General features: G+C 60.1%; 21 protein-coding genes. 7 read left to right on the top strand and 14 right to left on the bottom strand.

Going from position 1 to position 22,125, the window contains the following annotated elements:
• Nucleotides 1-3 precede the first annotated feature (3 nt).
• The 10 genes from NCN06_RS06805 to NCN06_RS06850 form a co-directional block, all read right to left on the bottom strand.
• Nucleotides 4-864: a sulfotransferase gene (locus tag NCN06_RS06805; RefSeq protein WP_250398783.1), complete on the bottom strand. Its 861-nt coding sequence runs from the start codon at nucleotides 862-864 to the stop codon at nucleotides 4-6.
• The gene (locus tag NCN06_RS06810) at nucleotides 861-1,985 is read right to left on the bottom strand and encodes a glycosyltransferase (protein WP_226423102.1); all 1,125 of its coding nucleotides are present in this window, start codon (nucleotides 1,983-1,985) and stop codon (nucleotides 861-863) included. Before NCN06_RS06810 ends, NCN06_RS06805 begins: the two co-directional genes overlap by 4 nt.
• Nucleotides 1,982-3,250: a glycosyltransferase gene (locus tag NCN06_RS06815; protein WP_226398749.1), complete on the bottom strand. Its 1,269-nt coding sequence runs from the start codon at nucleotides 3,248-3,250 to the stop codon at nucleotides 1,982-1,984. Before NCN06_RS06815 ends, NCN06_RS06810 begins: the two co-directional genes overlap by 4 nt.
• The gene (locus NCN06_RS06820) at nucleotides 3,250-4,389 is read right to left on the bottom strand and encodes a glycosyltransferase (protein ID WP_226398750.1); all 1,140 of its coding nucleotides are present in this window, start codon (nucleotides 4,387-4,389) and stop codon (nucleotides 3,250-3,252) included. The genes NCN06_RS06815 and NCN06_RS06820 overlap by 1 nt, the downstream gene beginning before the upstream one ends.
• Nucleotides 4,386-5,333, bottom strand: coding sequence for a hypothetical protein (locus NCN06_RS06825; protein ID WP_226423104.1), 948 nt, complete (start codon nucleotides 5,331-5,333; stop codon nucleotides 4,386-4,388). The genes NCN06_RS06820 and NCN06_RS06825 overlap by 4 nt, the downstream gene beginning before the upstream one ends.
• Nucleotides 5,334-5,554: 221 nt before the next feature.
• Entirely contained in the window at nucleotides 5,555-6,742 is a 1,188-nt protein-coding gene (locus NCN06_RS06830) for a glycosyltransferase (RefSeq protein ID WP_250398784.1), read from the bottom strand.
• Nucleotides 6,742-8,580 carry an ABC transporter ATP-binding protein gene (locus NCN06_RS06835; protein ID WP_226398752.1) on the bottom strand — a complete coding sequence of 613 codons (1,839 nt, stop codon included), beginning with the start codon at nucleotides 8,578-8,580 and terminating at the stop codon, nucleotides 6,742-6,744. Before NCN06_RS06835 ends, NCN06_RS06830 begins: the two co-directional genes overlap by 1 nt.
• A 66-nt stretch (nucleotides 8,581-8,646) precedes the next feature.
• Nucleotides 8,647-9,684: a glycosyltransferase gene (locus tag NCN06_RS06840; protein ID WP_226398753.1), complete on the bottom strand. Its 1,038-nt coding sequence runs from the start codon at nucleotides 9,682-9,684 to the stop codon at nucleotides 8,647-8,649.
• A 10-nt stretch (nucleotides 9,685-9,694) separates the two neighbouring features.
• Nucleotides 9,695-10,408 (bottom strand): biliverdin-producing heme oxygenase, encoded by a 714-nt coding sequence (locus tag NCN06_RS06845; protein ID WP_226398754.1) that lies wholly within the window; start codon nucleotides 10,406-10,408, stop codon nucleotides 9,695-9,697.
• A 75-nt stretch (nucleotides 10,409-10,483) separates the two neighbouring features.
• Nucleotides 10,484-10,927 (bottom strand): Tery_1686 family protein, encoded by a 444-nt coding sequence (locus NCN06_RS06850; RefSeq protein WP_502988829.1) that lies wholly within the window; start codon nucleotides 10,925-10,927, stop codon nucleotides 10,484-10,486.
• A gap of 77 nt (nucleotides 10,928-11,004) precedes the next feature.
• Here NCN06_RS06850 and NCN06_RS06855 point away from each other — a divergent pair, with 77 nt between their 5' ends.
• Entirely contained in the window at nucleotides 11,005-11,760 is a 756-nt protein-coding gene (locus tag NCN06_RS06855; RefSeq protein WP_166015749.1) for a 5'-methylthioadenosine/adenosylhomocysteine nucleosidase, read from the top strand.
• The gene (locus tag NCN06_RS06860; RefSeq protein WP_226398755.1) at nucleotides 11,751-12,965 is read left to right on the top strand and encodes a ChbG/HpnK family deacetylase; all 1,215 of its coding nucleotides are present in this window, start codon (nucleotides 11,751-11,753) and stop codon (nucleotides 12,963-12,965) included. Before NCN06_RS06855 ends, NCN06_RS06860 begins: the two co-directional genes overlap by 10 nt.
• Here the strand turns inward: NCN06_RS06860 and NCN06_RS06865 are convergent.
• The gene (locus NCN06_RS06865; RefSeq protein ID WP_226398756.1) at nucleotides 12,948-13,898 is read right to left on the bottom strand and encodes a glycosyltransferase family 2 protein; all 951 of its coding nucleotides are present in this window, start codon (nucleotides 13,896-13,898) and stop codon (nucleotides 12,948-12,950) included. The genes NCN06_RS06860 and NCN06_RS06865 overlap by 18 nt on opposite strands.
• A gap of 82 nt (nucleotides 13,899-13,980) precedes the next feature.
• Here NCN06_RS06865 and NCN06_RS06870 point away from each other — a divergent pair, with 82 nt between their 5' ends.
• The 3 genes from NCN06_RS06870 to NCN06_RS06880 are packed head-to-tail and all read left to right on the top strand — an operon-like array spanning nucleotide 13,981 to nucleotide 17,572.
• Nucleotides 13,981-15,405: an NADP-dependent isocitrate dehydrogenase gene (locus NCN06_RS06870; protein ID WP_226398757.1), complete on the top strand. Its 1,425-nt coding sequence runs from the start codon at nucleotides 13,981-13,983 to the stop codon at nucleotides 15,403-15,405.
• 21 nt (nucleotides 15,406-15,426) lie between these two features.
• Nucleotides 15,427-16,152: a sulfotransferase family 2 domain-containing protein gene (locus NCN06_RS06875; protein ID WP_226423108.1), complete on the top strand. Its 726-nt coding sequence runs from the start codon at nucleotides 15,427-15,429 to the stop codon at nucleotides 16,150-16,152.
• Between the two features lie 43 nt (nucleotides 16,153-16,195).
• Nucleotides 16,196-17,572: a (Fe-S)-binding protein gene (locus NCN06_RS06880; protein ID WP_226398759.1), complete on the top strand. Its 1,377-nt coding sequence runs from the start codon at nucleotides 16,196-16,198 to the stop codon at nucleotides 17,570-17,572.
• On the opposite strand, the gene NCN06_RS06885 is transcribed toward NCN06_RS06880, so the two are convergent.
• Nucleotides 17,471-18,817 carry a four-carbon acid sugar kinase family protein gene (locus tag NCN06_RS06885; protein WP_226398760.1) on the bottom strand — a complete coding sequence of 449 codons (1,347 nt, stop codon included), beginning with the start codon at nucleotides 18,815-18,817 and terminating at the stop codon, nucleotides 17,471-17,473. The two genes, NCN06_RS06880 and NCN06_RS06885, sit on opposite strands and share 102 nt — an antisense overlap.
• Before the next feature lie 14 nt (nucleotides 18,818-18,831).
• On the opposite strand from NCN06_RS06885, the gene NCN06_RS06890 reads away from it, so the two are divergent.
• Nucleotides 18,832-19,983, top strand: a complete 1,152-nt coding sequence (locus tag NCN06_RS06890; RefSeq protein ID WP_250398785.1) for an FAD-binding oxidoreductase — start codon at nucleotides 18,832-18,834, stop codon at nucleotides 19,981-19,983.
• Here NCN06_RS06890 and NCN06_RS06895 read toward each other — a convergent pair.
• A complete protein-coding gene (locus NCN06_RS06895) occupies nucleotides 19,968-20,822 on the bottom strand; it encodes an aldose epimerase family protein (protein ID WP_250398786.1) in 855 nt (284 codons plus the stop codon). The two genes, NCN06_RS06890 and NCN06_RS06895, sit on opposite strands and share 16 nt — an antisense overlap.
• A 28-nt stretch (nucleotides 20,823-20,850) precedes the next feature.
• Complete coding sequence (locus tag NCN06_RS06900; protein ID WP_284499958.1) at nucleotides 20,851-21,771, bottom strand: alpha/beta fold hydrolase; 921 nt, start codon at nucleotides 21,769-21,771, stop codon at nucleotides 20,851-20,853.
• 36 nt (nucleotides 21,772-21,807) lie between these two features.
• Here NCN06_RS06900 and NCN06_RS06905 point away from each other — a divergent pair, with 36 nt between their 5' ends.
• Entirely contained in the window at nucleotides 21,808-22,125 is a 318-nt protein-coding gene (locus NCN06_RS06905; RefSeq protein ID WP_250398787.1) for a hypothetical protein, read from the top strand.

Consider the following 22,125-nt stretch of genomic DNA (forward strand, 5'->3'; position numbering starts at 1 on the left):
CCATCAGCGGCAAAGCAAGTTGTTGGAATAGACCAGGCGGCGGTTCATCCGGGCAACGCCAGGCAGGAGCAAGCCGAGATGCGCAGCCGTTGGTTCTTGCGCCCCCAACCAGACACCGTCGTAAGCAATCGTTCGGCTGCGATCCGCATCGAAACGCACCCGGTTCCCCGCGAGGATGTGGCTGCTGCTGTTGAGACCAGGAGCCAGCATCGTCTCCTGGAAATCGATCGACAACCAGGCGCAGAGCAACTGCAAACTGCGCTGGGGCTGAAGCGCAAATTCCTCATAACCCAGACGAAAAACCGGGTACGGAGACTGGCGAAAAGCCCTCTCAAACTTGGCATTGACACGCCACCAGCGCGCCAGCTGACGCGCTGCCGGCAAGCGTTGGCCTGCCTTACGACCGGCCTGGGCCCGGGAATGAACCCAGGAGCGCACATCACGCACGAGATGAATGATCCGGATGTCAAACATCGCCTCGGGCAGCCGCGTCATCTCCAGATCGTCCTGATACGAGTCCACATGCCACACCGCCTCACCAGCGTGGGGTGAACCCGTCAGCAGCCGCTGCACTTTCTCCTGCATCGACGTATGGTCATGCAGGCGCAGCCACTCGAGCTGAGGTCCCCAGAGTGGGCACTCCGCCGCAATGGCACCACAGGTGCAACGCCGCTCAAACCGATGGGCACCGCGTAGTTGACTGGGCCCGCGATGTTCGTCACCAGGCTGCGGCGTCGCCAGAATTCGCGCCGCCTCACCCAGGCCAATGATCTGCGGATGCGCCCCCAGGGCCAAATCCAGCATCGTCGTGCCGCTGTGGCCGAGACCACGGATCAGCAGCACCTTCAATCGCTTGCTGCTCATCGGCTGTGGCCCATCAAATCGTTGAGGAGCATTGTGATCTGATCCACGTGATGCGCCACGGTGAATTGGGCCTGAGCCCGACGGTGCCCCGCAACACCCCAAGCAGCCGCAAGATCTGGGCGATCCACCAGCAAGGCCATTGCCTCCGCCATGGCCAGGCGATCGCCTTCCTCCACCAGGCGACCGGTCTGCTGATCCACAACCACGTCAGGAATCCCACCATGGCGGGTTGCCACAACGGGCAGACCACAAAGTTGAGCTTCCATCACGGAGACCGGGCATCCCTCCTCATCACCATCCTCCGCTGTGCGGGAATGCTGCAGAAACGCCCGCGCGCGCCGCATCTCCTCCACCACCGCATCGGGTGGAAGCACGCCAGGGAACTGAACCAGCTGCTCTAGGCCGAGCTGGCGCACCCGTTCCTGCACGACAGGAAGCAACGGTCCATCACCCACCATCACCAGGCGGCACGAATCGGCCTGATCCGTCAGGCCTTGTAGGAGGGCAAAGGCTTCCAAGGTGTCCAACGGCCCTTTTTTCGACACAAAGCGACCCACCGCCAGAAACCGCGGAGGCATGGAGGCGGGAGTAGCCCCCTGAAAGCGCTCCTCATCGGCACCGGATGGACTGATCACCAGCTGTGCTGGCTCGGCGCCAAGGGCGATCAGACGGCTCCGCATCGTTTGGTTCTTGACGATTACAGCCGAGGTGAGCTGAAACAAACGGCGATAGCGCTGTTCCAAGCGCTTCAGGTAGCGGTCGGCAGAGGCATCGGCACCGCGGAAGTGAACCGCCAGGGGAACTCCCGTGCGAGCCAGCTCCATCACCCGAACGGCATGAAAGCCGAACTCCACCATCACCACATCCGGCCGGTGACGTCGCACCAAAAGCACAGCCACAATGGAAGCGGGCAGCGTGGCCAGTCGAAGCCAGCCCAACCGGGTGCAGACCTTACTAATCAGTATCGCCAGCCCATAGAGCGCTTTAAGGGGCTCTCGCCAGGGAATCTCATCCCCGAAACAGGCCTCCACCGCAAACGGCAAGCGGGCCAGATTCGCGCGCACGAAGGTTTCCGTCCGCGCCCGCCGGGTCGGCGCCAGCACTAGAACACGTGCTGTCATGACAACGCCAGGATCGACCGCCAAAGCGGTTCCAACTGGGGCCAATCCAACGCAGCGATTCGTTCCCTGGCCGCCGCACCCATCCGCCGACAACACACTGGATCCGAGGCCAGCTTCACCATCGCGGCGGCCAGAGCAATCGGATCATCACTTGGCACGACCAAACCGCTCACACCCGGCTCAACCACCTCCAAGGGGCCAGGGGAAGCATCCGTCACGATCACCGCCAGACCGGCAGCCATGGCCTCCAGGAGTGCATTGGGCATGCCTTCAAAACGGGAGGGCAACACGAACACAGCAGCCTCCGCCAGGAACCGCTCCGGATCAGGGCGGAACCCCATGCATCGCAACCGACCCGAGACCCCGAGATCCTGCGCCTGCTGCTGCAACGTCTCGCGCTCCGGCCCATCACCCACCAAGGTGACGGGCCAGTCTGCTGCAGCTCCGCTCAGCCTTGGCAAGGCGTTGATCAACACGTCCAGTCCCTTCTGCGGCACCAACCTGGCAACACTGATAAAGCCAACGGCGCTCGCCTGACCTCCACGTGCACCAGCCCTGGGGGCACCCGGCAAGGGATTGGGCAGCAAGGCCGACCGCTCCCAGGGCCCCATGGGTTCCAGAGCCGAAAGAACACCGGCTGTGTTGGCTGTCACCACATCCGCGCGGCGATAGGCAAAGGGTCGCAGGCGCTGCCACACCTCCGGGAGCAGCTGAAGTGAGGGGTCGTTGCGCTCTGACACCACGAGGTGAATCGGAAGGTCCCAGGCAGCACAACAGCACGTGATGTTGGTGCGGGTGAGCAGGGCCAGGACCCGATGGGGCAGCTGACGACGGAACTGCCGGCGCAGCTGACGGAGACGAAAACCAGCCGTCGCCTCTGTTCCCACACGAAAAAGCTGCATAGCAAGACCCCGACCCCCTGGACAGACACGGGCTTGGAACCAGCGTTCGAACCAGCGCAGCTGCAGCTGAAACAACCAGCGGATCAGCTTGTCGAGCTGCGCCAGGGTGAAACGACCAGCGCGGGCCCACCAGGAGCGATGGTTCGGTAGCCCCAGTTCAAGCAGAGGGATGCCGTCAGGAAGGGCATGGGCCACAGGATGCCCTGGGATGAGCGTTACCAGCTTCACCTTCAAACCCTGAGCAGCGAAATGGCGGGCGGCTATCAAGGCAACTTTTTGCGCGCCCCCCGCTCCGAGATGCGGCAGCACCAGCCACAGATCATCACGACCTGAATCCGCCAGCAGAGGCTCTTGCTCTTGCATCACAGAGACCCCATCAAATCAAGAAACACAGGTCGCAAGCTCTCAGGTGCATTGCGCTGGCGGACCGCTTGAGCCTTGGACGCAAAGGCCACGCGCGCAGCTTTGTCCTCCAAGGCCTGGCGCAAGGGTTGTTCCATGTCGGTTGAGGCGACTTGCTCGGACACAAGCCAACCGTTCAATCCTGGATCAATCAGGTCCGAAGGGCCGGTGGGACAGTCCACCGCCAGACAAGGAAGACCGGAGGCCATCGCCTCGAGCAACACATTGGGATACCCCTCAAAGCGAGAGGAGAGAACAAACAAGGCACTGGCCTTGTACCAATCCCCCACATTGCCGACGTTCCCCGGAAGGATCAAACGTGAGGACTCAGTGCCCATCTGCGCGCGCAACCGAGCCGCCTGATTGACCCCGCGATACAGCGCATCGTCGATGCCAAGAATCACCAACGACCAATCGGGGAAGTCAGCCTGCAAGCCAGCGAACGCGGCCACCAAGCGATCAAAGCCTTTCTGATGGAGCTTGGTTCCAACCGCCAGGATCAACTTCTGGCCCGGCGGAACGGAACGCTCCGGATTCAGCCAGGGAGCCAGACGCGGTATCGGCCAAACAATCGCGTTGGGCAAAACCGCTGTGCGGCGGGCCAAGCCGCGTTGATGGAGCCACTGAGCAATGCCCTGCGTTTGCACCAGATGCAAATGAGCTCTGGGATAGGCCAAACGACGCAGCAGGCGCCAACGCCAAGCCAGCGGCCGAGCCGGAGGGTAGTTGCGCTCCGAAAGCACCAGGCATGACGACAGACCGACCGAAGCCAACGCCAACTTGATTGATGGCAGCGTCGTCATCCCGATCAAGAGATCTGGTTGTTCTCGCTGAAGCAGCTTGCGCAAGCGCAAGAGCTTCAACGGCCAAAACAAGGCACGATCCAACAGCCCCGGCAGGGCAGGCTCCTGCACGCGGCGGAGACCAGCGGGGACGGGATAGAAGTCGTGGCTGGCGGACTTTGAGGTCAACAAGGTGACGCTCCAACCTTCCTCCGACAGCCATTCGGCCCATTGAAGGGTGACGCGCTCTGCACCACCGATTTTGAGCGAATCAATGAAAAGAAGTGCCGACCTGCGCGGCTGTGCTGCAGCCTTCATGGCTCGGGCTCGGTGAGTTGCCTCTGCACCAGCGCCGCGATCGTGTCGTTCAAACTTCCTTCAGAGGAGTGATTCAGCAGACGCGCCCACTGACGGCACGCCTGCGGGGTAACGGAACCACCCGCCAGGTGAAGCTCCATACAACTCTGCTGCAAAGCCTCAAGGAACAGGAGATGGTTTTCCTGAGGCGTTCTTCCCCTGACACGTCGCCTCGGGGCGAGCCCTGCAGCGTTGGCGGTCGTCCAAGCGTTCAACAAGGTCAACGCATCACTGCGTACCCTTCCGTATTCACGCGGGTCGAGCAGAAAGCCAAGGGCAAGACCGCGCCCGATGTTGCTGGACATGCGGAACAACGCATCAGCATTCATCTGATCCCTGTCGATCGCACGACTGAATTCAGCCAAGCGTTGCCAACACCTCGCCAGCAAAGGCATGTCCCCCTGAAGAAGAGCGAGGTGATAGAGAGCACTGCTGATCGACACATACAGCTTCCCAAGATTCTGCCGATTGGACTGCGGACAACAGGTTGTTGCTTCGTCGCTGCGCAGCTTCTCTGCCATGCCCTCCAAAGCGGCTACCAACTCCTGAGCGCGCGCCGAATTCTCTAGGCGAAGAATCAGATAAGCCTCAGCGACGAGCGCATAGGAGCGCCGGGTGAGGTCAATGTCGGCACGATGCGAAAGCCAACGAAAAACCTCATCGCTTTGGTGGAGATCACGGGGGCGAGATCCGGTGCGAAAAAGAACCCGATCCACAGCTCGATAGTCCGACGCAATCAGGGATCGCTCCATCAGAGCAAAGGCCTCAGGCAATGCACCAGCCCTTAACGCCAGGGTGCACTGCATCGAGACAACATCGATCGCATTCGGCCACCGGCGCCACGCCGCATCAGCAATCCAAGAAGCCTGTTGATACTGATGAAGGCGAAGGCTGCCATCGAACATGAGATAGCTCGTTGAAGCTGACGTCAGCCTCCCTTGCGTGAGCCGAAACACAGCAACGCCTAACGCGTGACCCAGGCGGCTGTTTCGACAGACATACGCCAACGGACTGGTCCAAAGCTGTTCACGCCGCTGGTTGAAAGATTTCAGCAACGCAAAAATCGGCGGGGCAACGCGTTTAAGCCATCTCTTGACAGCAACCAGCTGGAGCGAGAGCTGCTCGTTCATCCAACGCATTCCCCTTGAGAACGCAGCAGCTTCAGCATGCGACGGGTTCGACTTTGATAGGTGTAACCCTCAATTCCGCTCAATCGCTCATCGAGACGTGGACCCTCTCCTGCCAAAACACGTTGGAGCTGCTCGCTGAACTCCAACGGATCCGGTGGGCAGAGGCAACAAATGGCCTCAAAGGCATGAAGGGCATGAATCCGCGTGGAGACCACAGGCAACCCAGCGAAGAGGTACTCGAAAAATTTCATCGGAAACATCGCGCGGGTGTAGGGATTGCACTGCAATGGCAACCAGGCGCACTGAAAGGCAGCCAAAAACTGTGGGAGTTGGCTGTAGGGCTTCGGGCCAAGCCAATGCACATTGCTGAGACCACACAACTGCGAGAGATCCGTGCTGGGCTCACCCTCTGACTGTGGCCCGATGAAAACGAATTGCCACTCAGGGCAACGAACGGCGACTGCACGAATCAGCGCAAAATCAAGTTTGTAGCTGCTGATCGCACCAACGAAACCAATTTTGGGCTCTGGAATTCCTACCAACTCCGGCGGAAAGACGAACGTGGGGTCATCACGAAGTTCAAGTGAGGCGGAAAAATGATCCCGGTCAGCAACATTGGGCTCGTAACAGATTCGTTCTGTATACGTTGCCAGCCGTTCAGCGAGATACGGCGACGTTGTGAATACCTGGTCGACGGAGCGACATAAGCGGGCTTCTTCAGATTCAATCAAACTCTTGGGCATACAAGGCTGCTCCTGAACCGCATCAACCGCGTGATAGATCGACAGTTCGAACCCTTTCAACGGCAAATAGAGCAACGTCAGCGGGTTGTAGGTCCAAAGCCAAGGGGAACGGAAGCGCAACAACCAACAAGCCAGTGACACGCTGAAACGAACCATCAAGCGGTTCAGGCGTAGCGCAATCCCACGGGATCCACCGGGCACAACCAAGGGAGACAACACCCAGATCCCCGGTCGCACCGCCCGCAGGAAACGCAGCCCAAGAAACAGCCTCCGTAGGATCCTTCTGAAATCCTGGGTTTTGGTTTGAACCGAGCGAAGACCAAGAGATTCAACGTACAAAACTCGCTCACCTTCAGCGGCGAGTGCACAAGCAACGTGCTGCTTGTTTGTCCACAGGGGATGATCCCAGTCAGCCGTAGAGAGCAGAACGATATCTGCCATTAAGTGTTTTCAATGCGATACATATCCCTGAACGTTTCCGAATTCTCGCAGAGAGAGACAAAATCACCCTGAGCGTGGATCTTGCCATTTTCAATCTCGACAATTCGGTCGCACTTTTTGACTGTTGACAGCCGATGGGCGATCACGATGGTTGTGCAGCGACGCCCCACCAGATCCAAGGCCTGAAGAAGATCATGCTCTGTTCTGTTGTCAAGAGCACTTGTCGCTTCATCCAAGACAAGAACCTTGGCACCACGATAAAAGGCTCGTGCCAGCGCGAGACGCTGACGTTGCCCCCCAGACAACTTGACGCCGTTTTCTCCAATCATGGTGTAAAGGCCATAGGGCATTTGAGCCACAACATCATCAAACTGAGCCGTCTTCAACGCAGCCCAAATATCCTCATCGTCGATCGAATCATTGTCCAATCCGAACGCCACATTGTCGCGAATACTTCCATCAAAAAGACGAATATCTTGAGGCACCAAGGCGCAATTGGCCTGCCAAGCAGGCAAGTCTTGCGCACTCACAGGAATGCCGTCCAACATGAGCTGACCCGATGATGGCTGGAGCAAACCCAGCAACAAATGGGCAATTGTGGTTTTTCCGCTTCCCGTGCGCCCAACCAAGGCAAAACGGGAGCCAATCGGAATCGAGAGATTGACTGCATCAACAATTAATTTTTCGCTGCGCCGATACAAAAAACTGACATCCTTCAACTGAATCAGCCGGCGGGGCATTAACCCTTCTGGGGTTGGTACACCAGGAGAAGACAGAAGAAGTCGCTCAGGCTTCAGATCCAACAAGTCCAGCGCATCTTTTATTTCAGGGAGGCCACCACGCAAACGGTTCAGACTACGGAATGTGTTCTGCAGCGGCCCAGAAATCTTCAACAACGTGAACATGATTGCGAACAAATCGGGAATCGCATTACGCACATCACTGGAATCCCCATTCAAAACAGCTGGGGCCAAACCGACCAAGAAAAGAATCGAAACACCAGCAGGCTCGATCAAAAAGCGCGGAACATCAGGCAGTAAGCGCGTCAGTCGATCGTACCTTTTTGCAATGACTCCATCCGAAGAAAAGCGAGTCACAAAATATTTATCAGCCGAGTACAGATGAACATCACGTATGGATCGCAACGACTCCATCAGCAAAAGATTGATCCGTCTTCCATAACGAACACGCTGCTTGGTCGCCAACCTTAAATAAGGAGTAATAAGCACCGAAGCCACTGCGTAGGCAATCAACATCAGCAAGAAGATGGCCAAGGCCTGATAGCCAAGGACAAAAACAACACCAACCAATAGAGACGTGACCGACAAAGCATTGCCGGCAATCGCAATCAAAGGAATCACAACCTTGGTTGAAACACTATTGAGAATTCGATTGAATTTTTCGGAGAGGTTGGCCGTACGGTTTTCAATAAAAAATTCATATCGCTGCTGAAGAACATTTTGGTACACCTGATTGACGAGGTCATTCCATATCTCCGCACTCAGGAGACTTTGCATCAAAGATACAAGAAAACGCACGAAAGATGTAAGCCAGAATGAAGCAATCAATAAGGCCAAAAGCCAGCCCGTTTGATCTAAAATTCCGCCACCAAAAACCCAAATTCCTGGCAAGCGATCTGCAAGCTTTGCACCTGAGAACAGGCCAACAAATCGGGCCAAAAATGCAATCAGAAGAAGATCAAGGATGCCCTGAAAAAACGACGCAAGAAGGACAAAACCGACCAACCGTTTCCGCCTTGCCGGCAACTTGCCCAGCAACGCCGAAATATCTTTCCAAGTCTGACTCTGCAGGGAAAATCTCGGAAACTGACGGCTCATCTTTCCCAAGCCAGAACCGACGCATCAACCTCTTCAGTGACCGTACGCGCCAAGGATCATGCTGCCCTAACGGGAAGGCCAGACGGGCAACCGATTGACCACTCGCTGAAGCCGTGAGAGCAGCTGCTGCAGCTGCAACCGCCACGTGGGGGCACTACTCAGATCTGGCCCGGATGCAGCTTCCAGGGCATCCAGAAGAGAGAAGGCGTCTCGCCAGCGCTTCAGCAGCTCAGCTTCTGAACATTCCTGCAGCAAAGCCTCCAAACGGTCGACTGAAGGGCGCCAGCTCTGGGGAGCAGCAACAGCGCCCTTGATTCGTTCGAGGTCGAAATGCAGCCGACCACAACCGATCTGATGCACGGTGTGACTGGGATCGCCGTAGTCGGCCAGGGCATGATTCAGGCTGCTGAACACAACACAGCCGCAAGCCAGCGCTTCCAGCGGCGGCAACCCGAAACCCTCGGTCACGCCGCGGCCGCGCCAGTACTCCGCTGAGTCGTAGAGGTACACCGTGGAGCGATTGAACAGTTCGACCAAGTCATCCACCCAGCCGGCCTGCACCTCCACCACAAGACCGGCCTGCCGCAACGCCGGCACCAACTGATTCAGTACATAAGGGCTGCTCTTGCGGGCTTGCACCAGCACATCGATGGATCGACTTTGGCGTGCCGAACGGTCGCCACGGTCAAGCCAAGCCTGGCCCAGGGCATTCGGAACCAAGAACAAGGGATTGCGGGGAGCCTTGTCACCCCAATAGCCCAGGGTGTTGCGGCTGACGGCCAATACCGGGACTCCAGGGGGCAACCCAAAGCCGTATTGGCTGCTGTGGGCGTGATACACAACCCGACGGCCGTTCAACCGACGGATCAAACCAGGAACGTCAAAGCCCCAGCTGACCACCCAGACAACTTGAGCATCAGGGAGCTCATGACGAAGACAATCATCCAGGTACGGATGATCGGGTGAACGCTCGCGGTAAGTGACCAATTCGGTCGAGCACAGATTTGCCACCAGTCGGGCGGTCTGCTGTTCGACGCTGAGCCCACCACAACGAAAGCGGCGACCGGTCCCGGGGACCAGAAAACGAATCAGTTCGGTGGGCACCAGCGAAAACTCAAGCGGCGGCGGCCTCGGTGCTGCCAGCCCGCTGACGACGAGTCAGGAAACCGAACAGAACCTTGCCAATGGCGGCAACGAGATTGCCCTCAAGCTCCTTGAACATGTTCATGTTCAGGTGGAAGGCATGGTTGGCTTCCTCAACAATGCGATCAGCCGTGGCCTGATCGATCGGGAGATTATCCATGGCAGCCCGGTACTGGGTCTTGAACGCCTTCTCGTCGGCAATGTCATCAAAGACATAGAAACGAAGACCATCGTCTCCATCCATATTCATTGCCTTCTGAGCGATGTTCTTGAGGATCTGACCACCGGAGAGATCACCGAGGTAACGGGTGTAGTGGTGACCCACCAAGAGCTCAGGGGACTCCTTCGCAACAGCATGAATGCGTTCGACATAAGCCACTGCCGACGGAGACGGCTGAATCTGCTCTTTCCAACCCTCACCGAAGTAGTAGGTGAGGTCTTGCTCGAGAGATTCACGACGATTGAGCTCTTTCTTGCCAATCGGTCCAACAACAGGATGATCACCCAGCTTGTCGATCTCCTCTTCCATCGCCTCATAGACGAAGTAGAGGTCTGCAACAAGCTTGCGATAGCTGGATTTGTCGACGACGCCTTTTAAGAAGCAACTCACAAAGCCGGTGTTTTCGGCCATGGTGTGAGACTTTTTCGTGCCTTCACGGATCTGGGCAGCCAGTGCAACGGACATGAATGCTTGTGATTGGACCGATAGAAGGACCCTATAAGCAGTCCACGTAAGGGTGGCCTTGAGCGTTGCGAAGGGTTACGCCGCTGTATCAGATACAGCATGTCCCTCGAACAGTTCAAACAACTGGCGACAGATCTGCTGAAGCTGCTTCACCTGCTGCTGCTGGGGCAAATGGCGGCCTTCCGGCAACCACTCACCGACCGTAGCCAGGCGCCAGCGTTCGCCGTCGTAGGTCATGCCCCGCATCAACACCCCCAGCAGACGCAGCTGTTCATCACCTCTCTCTTCGCTGATGCGCAATTGCATCAGCAAACTGCGGCATTCCAGCCGTGGACTCCAGCCAGGAAAGTGGAATGAAAGATCCAACGATTCCTCCTCACTCCACTGCCGGGTCTGCGGGTCATCCCGCCAGGGGCTGAGGTTGGCCTGTGCAGCAGGAAACTGTTGACGCACCAGCGTGATCGTGGAGGCCAGTGCTCGCATCCGGGCCACGCTGTGTACCGACTCACCCGCGTTCACTGGACCCTCCGACTTCCGCACAGTGTGCAGGGAGATGCAAGAGGTCGCCGTTACGGTTGCCCGAGGTTTAAGAAACCATGACGCAACCGCTGCACATTGCCCTGCTTGGCGCGATGCCGGAGGAGATCGGCTCCGATCTCAGCCACCTCAAGGACCTGAGCTGCAGCGAACACGGAGATCTCAAAATCCATCGGGGATCCTGGGGTGACAACGTGCGCCTCAGCCTGGCCTGGAGCGGCTGGGGCAAGGTGAGCGCTGCGCGGGCCGCCACACGTCTGCTCGCCAGCGATCCCAGCATCGATCTGCTGTTGTTCACGGGTGTCGCCGGCGCTGCGGATCCAGCCCTTCGTCAATGGGATGTGGTGTTGGCCGATGCCGTGGTGCAGCACGACATGGATGCCCGCCCCCTGTTCCCACGGTTCACGCTGCCAGCGCTCAATCAGGACCAGCTCCGACCACAGCCGACCTGGTTTCACTGGGCCAAGACCGCTCTTCAGGAGGCTCACGGCGCCAGCGAACTGGACGGATTCGCACGTCCACGCAGCGGTCTGATCGCCACGGGGGATCGCTTCATCGGCGATCCCGCGGTGCTGCAAACACTGCGGGACGCCCTTCCCAATCTGCTGGCCGTTGAGATGGAAGGCGCCGCCGTCGCGCAGGTGGCCGAGCAGGAGGGCGTCCCCTGGCTTGTGCTTCGGGTGATTTCCGATGGTGCCGATGAGGCGGCAGCCCAGAGCTTCGAAGACTTCGTCAAACGCTACGAGGAGAAGGCATGGCGGCTGATTGAGGCCCTGCTGCAACGCTGCAACGACACGCCCCAACGATGCGCATGATGCCTCTGCTGAACCGCTTGCTGCGGTACGGCGTCGTGGGGGGCACGGCCGCCGCGGTTCACATTGGCGTGCTTCTGCTGCTGGGCCAGTGGATGACCCTGAGCCTGGCCAACCCCATCGCCTTCCTGGCCGCCTCAGTAGCGGGGTATCTGGGCCACGCCTTACTGACCTTCCGGGAAGAGACTGGTGGTCGCCAGTTCGCCCGTCGCTGGCTGCTCCTGCAGTACGTCGTCAACATCAGCGTCTGCGCTCTGCTGCCGCTGCTCAACGCCCCGATCTTGGTGCTGGTGTTCACACCCACGGTGCTGAATGCACTGATCTGGAGTCGAGCGGCCCGCTTCAGTGCCAAGTCGCGCCACCAACAAAACGGCCAACCACCGCTGCTCCATGCCGACGACCTCGGGTTGGCTGACGGGGTTGATGCGGCGATCATCGATCTCGCCCGAAGGGGACAGATCCAGGGAGCCAGTCTTCTGGTGAATGGTCCAAGTGCAGCTGCCGCTGTCGAAGCCTGGCGCGACCTTGCTGATCCACCACCACTCACGCTTCACCTCTGCCTGACCGAAGGGCATCGCCTGCCCAACGCTCCGGATCTGCCAACCGGATTCGGCACCTTGCTGCTGGCCTCGATCCTGCCGTGGCAACGCCAACGCATCGCACCCCAGCTGCGCACGGTTCTGCTGCAGCAGATCAGCCGCTACCGCCAACTCACCGGGCTGCAGCGGATCCGACTCGATGGCCACCAGCACATCCATCTCGTGCCCCTGGTGCTGGATGCCGTGCTGGATCTGGCCCGTTCCGAATCGATCACCTGGGTGCGCACGACGCGGGAACCCCTGCCGGAAGGCTTGTCCCTGAAACTTTGGTGGCGCAGCCTGCACACAGGAGGGCTGATCAAGTGGCTGGTCCTGCAGCTGCTGAGCGGGCTGGCCATCCCCCGGCTACGCCGGGCCGGGATTCCAACCAACCAGCGCTTCGCCGGTGTGTTGTTCAGTGGATCGATGTTCGGCAATGCGTTGCGTCGCAGCTGGATCACGGCCCACAGCCCCAGCACGATCCCTCGCGAATCAAGGCCCGTTGTGCTCATCCACCCGGCCCGCCGCCATGCCGCATCTGGCATGGATCAGGAGACCTTTCAGCAGTCCGTGGCCTTTTTCAACTCCTCCCACCGCCAAAAAGAGTGGACTTCAGCGCAACAGCTCTGAACCCTGATGCACGGCTCTGACGAAATAGTGCGGCCGCCGTTTGACATCGATGTAGATCCGGCCGATGTATTCGCCCAGCACACCGATGCCAATCAACTGAATCCCCCCGAGGAACAGAACAGCCACGATCAGTGAGGCATAGCCCGGCAGATCCACACCAAAGACCAGGGTGCGCAGAACGATCAGTGCGGCATAGATGAAGCTCAGGAACGAAATCAGAACACCGATCACGCCCCAAACCTTCAACGGCTTCACCGTGAACGAAAAGATGCCGTCCAGGGCATAGCGCCAGAGCTTGAGAGAGCTCCAGGATGTGGCACCAGCGACGCGAGCCACACGGCTGTAGGCGATCTCCTCGCTGCGATAACCGGTCCAGGGCATTAAACCCTTGGAAAAACGCGTGGCCTCACGCAACTGGGTCACCGCCTCAACCACGGGTGCACTCAGCAGACGGAAATCACCGGCCCCCTCCTGAAGCTGGATCGAATCCACCAGGCGGTTGAACACCCGGTAGAACCAGGATGCCGTGGCGACCTTCACCAGCCCTTCGGCATCGCGGTCATCCCGCACCGCGGTGACCACCTCGGCGCCATTGCGCCAGGCCTCCACCATCGCCGGAATCCGTTCCGGAGGGTGCTGAAGATCGGAATCGATCAACACCGCCGCGGCACAGCGTCCGTTGGCGTAGTCCAGCCCCGCCAACATCGCCGCCTCCTTGCCGAAGTTACGGGTGAGCTCCAGCAGCGTGACGCCCTGGTCGGCATGCCTCTGCTGCCAGGCTTGGATCACCGCCACCGTGGCATCAGACGATCCGTCGTCAATGAGGAGAAGACGGTCAACATCCGGCAAGGCCATAACCCGCTCGATGAAGGCGCTGATCACCTCGGCTTCGTTGAAGCAGGCCGCCACCACCCACACCTGCTCACTGGCCATGAATGCGCGGTTTGCACTATCGGGAACCGTAGGGCTACCGGCTCAGTCATAGGCTCGGCCTGCTGACGCCCGACCAACCGCCATGGCCCAGTTCGAGAAGCTCACCGCCCCCAGCCAGGGCACACCGATCCGCTTCGAGAACGGTCAACCCGTGGTGGCCAACAACCCGATCATCCCCTTCATCCGGGGCGATGGCACCGGCGTTGACATCTGGCCCGCCACGCAAAAGGTTTTGGATGCGGCCGTGGCCAAGGCGTATAGCGGCAGCAAGAGCATTGAGTGGTTCAAGGTGTATGCCGGCGATGAAGCCTGCGACCTCTACGGCACCTACCAGTACCTGCCAGAGGACACCCTCGAAGCGATCCGCAGCTACGGCGTGGCCATCAAAGGCCCCCTCACCACACCAGTGGGCGGCGGCATCCGTTCGCTGAATGTGGCCCTGCGCCAGATCTTTGATCTCTATTCCTGCGTGCGCCCGTGCCGCTACTACGAAGGCACCCCAAGCCCCCACAAGCGTCCCCAGGATCTGGACGTGATCGTCTACCGGGAGAACACCGAAGACATCTACATGGGGGTGGAATGGGAAGCCGATGACGCCGTCGGCCAAGAGCTGCGCAAGCACCTCAACGAAGTGGTGATCCCCGCCAACGGCAAGCTCGGAAAGCGCCAAATCCCCGAGGGATCAGGCATCGGCATCAAGCCGGTGAGCAAAAACGGCAGCCAACGCCACATCCGCAAGGCGATTCAGCACGCCCTTCGCCTTGAGGGCAACAAGCGCCACGTGACCCTGGTGCACAAGGGCAACATCATGAAATTCACGGAAGGGGCCTTCCGTGACTGGGGCTATGAGCTGGCCACCACCGAATTCCGCGATGTGTGCATCACCGAGCGGGAGAGCTGGATCCTCGGCAACCTCGAGAAGGACTCCAACCTGAGCGTGCAGGCCAACGCACGGATGATCGAACCGGGCTACGACAGCCTCACACCAGAGAAGAAAGCCGACATCGATGCGGAGGTGCAGGCGGTGATCGACGCCATCGGCAGCAGCCACGGTGACGGCAAATGGAAAGAAATGGTGCTGGTGGATGACCGCATCGCCGACAGCATCTTCCAGCAGATCCAGACCCGCCCCCAGGAGTATTCGATCCTCGCCACGCTCAACCTCAACGGCGACTACATCTCCGATGCCGCGGCCGCGATGGTGGGAGGCCTGGGCATGGCCCCTGGCGCCAACATCGGCGAGAACGCTGCCATCTTCGAAGCGACCCACGGCACCGCCCCGAAACACGCCGGCCTCGACCGGATCAACCCGGGGTCGGTGATCCTCAGCGGCGTGATGATGCTGGAGTTCCTCGGCTGGCAGGAGGCTGCTGATCTGGTGACTAAAGGCCTCAGTGCCGCCATTGCCGACAAGCAGGTCACCTACGACCTGGCCCGACTGATGGAACCCCAAGTGGACCCCGTGAGCTGCAGCGGCTTTGCCGAGGCGATCATTGACCGCTTCTGAACAATCAACTGCTAGAGATTCGTGATTATTAATCACTCAAATAAATTCATATTTTTTGCCAACCGGAAGACAGCATCGACATCAACAGCGATTGCACTGTCCAGCAGCTGCAATCGCAAAGACGTCATTACGCCATTAGGTCGAGACGAAAAGATTCGCCGGGAGCTTGGCTACCAGGGACCCACAAATTATATTCCCTGGTGGAACAAAATCAACTACTTTGCAATTAAAGCAAAGTGCAAATTACAGAAAAAAGGCGTCAGCCGCTATATCAAATCGATTGGATTGCACACACACATTGAGGCAACAACTGCCCTTAGCAAAAATTACATCAGTGCATCGACATTCGAGAGCTATTACAGCTTCTGCTTTATTCGAAACCCATGGGACCATGCTCTTTCCCAGTTTTTTGAACTCAAAAAAGACCAGAAAAGCCACAAAGACCTCGATCTAGACACTTTTATCAACGGCGGTCTTCTAGAAAATTTCGCAACTTCTTGCCGATCAATTTATAGCCACAAAGGAACAATCCTCGTGAACCACTTATATCACTATGAACAACTTCAGGAAGCCATTGAGAATCTATTTAATGATCTCAATCTAGCCGGAAATCCACAACTTCCCAAAGCCAAATCCACCTTACGCACCGACAAAAGGCCCTACAAAGAAATACTCAATTCAAATCAAAAAGACGCCATTGAGCGCATCTTTTACCAAGAAGTGGAATGGGGAAAATATCAGTTTTAAAGCCTTCCAGGCAAGGAAATCGTCAAGCAGTCAGACTTGATTGATGGGACTCGAATCCGGCTCTTCATCTCGCACCCAACTCCCCGGCCTTCCCGCCGGTGCCGCCGACCCCTGCGTGCACTGCGGCTTCTGCTTGCCCACCTGTGCCAGCTATCGCGTGCTGGCCAGTGAGATGGATTCCCCCCGCGGCCGCATCCATGCACTGCGGGCAATAGAAGCCGGCGAGCTGGAACTGGATGCCACGGTCGCCAGCCATTTCGACACCTGCCTTGGCTGCTATGCCTGCGTGAGCGCCTGTCCTTCGGGGGTGCGCTACGACCAGCTGATCGAAGCCACCCGCCCCAAGCTGATCGATGCGGGCCAGCGAAGCCCATGGCAGGTGGCCTTCCGCCAGCTGCTGCTGCAGGTGCTGCCCTACCCCAAGCGCCTGCGGGCCCTGCTGCAACCGCTGCGGGCCTATGCCGGCACACCACTGCAACACCTGGCCCGCCGCTCCGGGCTCACCCGTCTGTTCGGGCCGGAGATCGAAGCGATGGAGCAACTACTGCCCCCCCTGGTGCCGGAAAGCTTCAGCGACCAACTGCTTCAGATCAATCCCGCCAGCGGCGAGCGCCGCGGCCGCGTGGCGCTGTTGCTGGGCTGCGTGCAGCGCTGCTTCGATCCCAGCGTCAGCACCGCAACGGTGAAGGTGCTGCAGGCCAACGGTTTTGAGGTGGTGATTCCACCAGACCAAGGCTGCTGCGGTGCCGTGAGTCATCACCAGGGTGAGCTGGAGCTCACCCGCCAACTCGCGAGGGATCTCCTCCGCAGCATGAACGCTGTGCAAGGTGAGCTGGATGCGGTGCTCGTGGCCGCCTCCGGCTGCGGCCACACGATGAAGGCCTACGGCGAGCTGCTGAACGGCGACATCCAATTCCGTGCTCCGGTGCTGGATGTGCAGGAGTTCCTGGCGGATCGCGGCCTGCTGGAGACGTTCCGCACGCAACTGCAACCTCTCCCAGCGGTTGTGGCCATGCATGACGCCTGCCACATGATTCACGGCCAGGGCATCCAGGCCCAACCTCGCCAACTCTTGCGAGCCATCCCCGGCATTCAGCTGAAGGAAGCGACCGAAGCGGGGGTGTGCTGCGGCAGTGCAGGCATCTACAACCTTGTGCAACCGGAGGAGGCCGCTGAACTGGGGCGGATCAAGGCCGATGACCTCAGCGGCACCGGAGCTGAACTGGTGGCCAGCGCCAACATCGGTTGCACCCTGCAGTTGCGGCGGCACCTAGGCGATCGGGCCCAGGTACTGCACCCGATGGAACTGCTGGCTGCCTCAGCCGGCCTCCATGCGCTGCCAGGCGTCCCGCAGGGTGTCGGCACCACCAAGATTGCCGGGGAAGGTGAGAATTGGCAGACCGCTGCAGGGTCCCCCTGACGGGCGCACGAGCGAGAGTCCCGGCAACAGCTGCCCTTCCAGCTGCACCGACTCAAGTGACAAACCACCGGCCAGCAGGGTCTGGGTGGTGATGCCCCCTTTGCTGATCAGATAGCCCAAATCAGGGGCGAAGGCGGCCGCAAGTCTCCCCATCAACGCAGCCAGTGCGCAGGACAAGCGCCGGCCCTCGTGCTCTGAAGCACAGCGCAGCTCACCGCGGCTGGTGAACAGCACCGGTGTGGCGCCAGCGTCGAGCAGCGCTCGCAACTGCTGCAACCAGACCCGCTCCAGGTCTGCCAACAACAGATCGGGTGTTGGTCCCTCCAGCACCTTGGCGATGCGATGCACCGGCAGCTCCAGGCCAGCACAACCGGGGGCAGCCAAAAGCCGGTCGAGTTGCCGATCCGCCAAGGGCACGTGCGAGCCCACCATCACCAATCCCGGCAGAGCCGTTCCGTCGGCAGCTCGTCGCCGCAGCCCCACAAGGCCTTTTGCATCCAACGGCGGTGGGCCGGGATCCGCCAAGGCCTTCACCATGCTGGCGGCAGAGCGGAACAGAAAACGTTTCTCTCCCTGAAGGGCACGCACCGCTGCGGCTAAAGCAGTGAGCTGCTCCTGACGCTCGGCATCCACCACCACCGACACATTGGCCTGGAAACAGCGGAGGCGATCAATCAACTGCGGCAGGCCAGCACCACAGGCGGCATCGAGCTCACGGCAAGACATCCGCAGCACCGAAGCCGCGGCAATGGTTCCATCGCTTTTCTCCTCCAGCCAGCAGGCCAGATCACTACTGCTGAAACCAAACAGCCGGTCTTGGGCAAACGGCGTGGTGTGCACCGGTTCGCCGTGGAGGAGATGTACCCCGTTCACGGTGGTACGGCCTCCTTCCAGAAAAGCCGGCACATGCAAGGTGGCATCAAAGGGGCCGAAGGACGCCTGCAAGGCCTCAGGCTCTCGTACCCCATGGCCGCGCAGAGTCGAATCCCCGCGACTCACCAACAGCACCTGATCGCGCGCCAAACCCTCCCGCAGCAACGCCTGATCCAGCGCAGCGGCAATGCTGCGGTTGCGTTCAGCCGCATCCGTTGGCGTCAGCGCCCGGGTGTCCGCCAGCAAAAACAACAACGACGAGGGTTGGCGCAACCCCCGGCGCAGGGTTTCGACATCCCAGCGCAGCAGCAGAGGACAGCTGTGCACCGTCTGCGAGCCGGTGGGATCGTCGTCAATGACCACAACCTTCATGGCACCATCGTGCCGTGAGCCATTCCCCCGCTACCCGCAGCGATCTGATCGACCTGGTTCGCCAGTGGCATCAGAGCGCCACACCCTGGACGCCCAGTGGCCTGGAAACACGCCTGGACTGGGGCCCGCCGCTCAATCCCAGCCACGAGGTGCTCTCGTGTCGTCAGCTCAATCGGGTGATCGACCATGCGGTGGACGATCTAACCATCACGGTGGAAGCCGGCCTGCCACTGCAAGACCTGCAGGATCTACTGGCGGACCAGGGGCAATGGCTACCGATTGACTGGCCCCGGGCCGGCGCGCCCGGAACCATTGGCGGACTGGTGGCCCGGGGGCTGGCGGGGGGACTGCGTCAACGCCATCTGGGGGTGCGCGATCAGATCATCGGGATCGGCCTGTTGCGGGCTGATGGCGTCGAAGCCCGGGCCGGTGGACGGGTGGTGAAGAACGTGGCGGGCTACGACCTGATGCGTCTGCTCTGCGGCAGCTGGGGCAGCCTGGCGCTGATCACGGAACTCACCCTGCGGCTCCAACCGCAGCGCCCCGCCCGCAGCAGCCTGCTCGTGGATGGCGACCTTGCAGCCCAAGACAACTTCCGGACTGAACTTCTGCGCTCCAGTCTCACGCCAGAACGCTGTGACTGGATCAACAGCGGCGATGGCTCCTGGCAGCTCCGGCTGGTGGTGAGCAGCGTGTCGAACCAGGCGGTGGAGGACCAGCTGAACCGGCTGGAAAGCTTGGCGCTGCAACAACAGCTCAGTGCAGAACGCCAGCCCTGCACCGATCCGCTGACCACACCCCTCGATGCCAGCCAATCAGCCCAGCTGGTGCGGCTGGTGCTGCCGCCAGCCCAGTTGCAGCTGTTGCTGCGGGATGACGCCATGACAACCCTCAAGCCATGGTGCTGGGAACTGGCCGCCGGAGCCGGCTGTGGTGATGGCTGGTGCGACATCGCCACACCGGATCACCAGCTGGAGGCGCTGCGCCGCAGCGTTAGCCGCCTTGGCGGCGAAATGACGCTGTTGAAACGCACCGCAGGATCAACCCTGCCAGCGTGGGTTGATCGTCCCTCCCGATCACTGATCGAAGCGGTGAAACGCCAATTCGATCCCAAGCTGCAACTCAGCCGCGGCCGTCTGCCCGGGGTGCATCAGGAGACGCTGTAGCGACAGGCGAGGGTCTGCTCAGCACCGGGCTCCAGCACCAGTTTTCGATCACCGCTGATCAGGGATTGGCGCGGCCCCGTCCAGGGTTCCAAGCAAACCATCGGGCGAGGCGGCTCGGTCCAGACCACGGTGAGATCCATCGGATCCTGGTGCTGGAGCTGCAGCTGGGCGCCGTTGGTGTCATCGATCAGAGTTACAGCACCAGCTGGACGGCAGAGAAAATCCACTCCTTCCGGCAGACGGGTGAGCTGATCAGCCGTGGCGGCATCAGCCATCTCCAGATGATTGAGGCAGCGCTCCGCCAAACCGGTGAGCCGGGTCTGAGCCAGGTCACTCACGTTGAAATAGGGATGCAGCCCGAAGCTGAAGGGCATCGCCGCAGCGCTGCGGTTGTGGATGGTGGTGCTGATCTCCAGAGCACTGTCAATTGGCCGCACGTCCATCTCCACCAGAAAGGCGAAGGGATAAGCCTTGAGGGTTTCATCGGTGCTGGAGAAGCTGAGACGAACCCCGCTCTGGTCGTCTAGCAGCTGCAATGCCCAGGGAAGATTCCGGGCAAAGCCGTGCTGCTTGAGCGTGTGGTCGACCCCATCGACCGTGAACACGTCGCCGGGCAGATTGCCGCAGATCGGAAACAACACCGGTATACCGCCGCGGATGCTGTTCGCAGGATCGGCATAACGCTCCTGATCGAAATAAAGCACCTCGCGCTCACCGCAACGCCACTCGCTGACGATTCCTCCCCGCTCAGGGATGATCCGCAGCCGGTCACCGCTGGTGGGGTGCACATACTCCCAGTGGGCATAGGGAGCGGCTTGCTGGGTGAGGGTCATCGGCATCCGCCAAGGTGCGGAAAGTCTGGCCTAATCAAATAGCGGAGTGCTCCGGATATGTCGGTGCTGTGGCCGACGTCAAGCCCGCCAGCCACTCCAACAGAGCTGCATTCACCTGCTCAGGCACCTCATCGTGGGGGCAGTGACCCGCCTCCAACACCACCTCAGTGGTGGCAGCCGGCGCATGGCGCTGGAAGGTGGAACGCCGCCCGGGCGCATTGATCCAGGGATCACGAATCCCCCACAACAGCAGCAATGGCGCCGTGAGTTCAGCGAACAACTCATCGAGGGGCTGGCCGCGGGGAATGTCGAACACCGTGCGGAACACACCAAATGCACCGGGATCCAGTGACGGGCGGCGGATCGACTCCACCAGCCAGTCATCGACGTTGGTCTTGTCCACATACACCTGGTTAAGCGTGCGGCGGATCGTGGCCGGACGGCGAAGGTTCTCGAACATCAGCCGCTGCAGCACCGGGCTCTTCAGCAGCGCCGTGGCGATGCTCTGACGGGCGATCGCCCCCCAACCTTGCGGAGATTTCTGCTCATCACTGAAGGGACCGGCGGCATTGAGCAGCACAACCCCCGCACAATCCGATCCCAATGTGGCCCCGGCGGCGAGGGCGGCGAATCCCCCCAAGGAATTACCGGCAATCACCGTCGGCCTACCAATCCGCTCACGCACGTAGGCCACCAGCTGATCGCGCCACAGGGCGCCGCCATAATTCAGCTCCGCCGGCTTGGCACTCCTGCCGAATCCCAGCAGATCGATGGCGTGCACGGCATGGGTCTGAGCCAACACGGGAATGTTGTGCCGCCAGTGATCTGTGGAGGCCCCGAACCCATGCACCAACAGAAGAGCCGGGCGATCTCCAGAGGCGTCAGGCTGTTGCTGCACCGCATGAACGGTGTGGCCGAGATGGTTCCAGGGCGTGGACTCCACAACGTCGCGCAAGAGCCGCGATGCTAGGCAGCAGTTTCGGGGAACTGGATGCAGGAGACCGGTGTATTCATCAGCCCCCTCGCCGATGGTGGGGTCTGGCGGGGTGCCCTGCTCTGGGCCATTGCCCTTTACATCCCCTTGAGTGCACCTCTGGCAGCGTTCGAAACCAGCCTGGCGGATAGCCCCCTGCCGCAGCTGTGGCGCCAGATTGTGCTGGTGACCAGCAGTCTCCTGCTGGCGCTGATGGTGGGATTGATCACCCAACTGGTTGCCAGCTGGGCTCTAGGCCCAGGCTGGGCCTCCAGCCTGGCGGCCATCGCCATTGGCTGGAGCCTGCTGTTGGTTGCCTTCAATCGCCAGGATTAA

Origin of the sequence: Synechococcus sp. MU1648, assembly GCF_023630615.1 — a bacterium.
In the GTDB taxonomy this organism is placed as follows: Bacteria; Cyanobacteriota; Cyanobacteriia; order PCC-6307; family Cyanobiaceae; genus Parasynechococcus.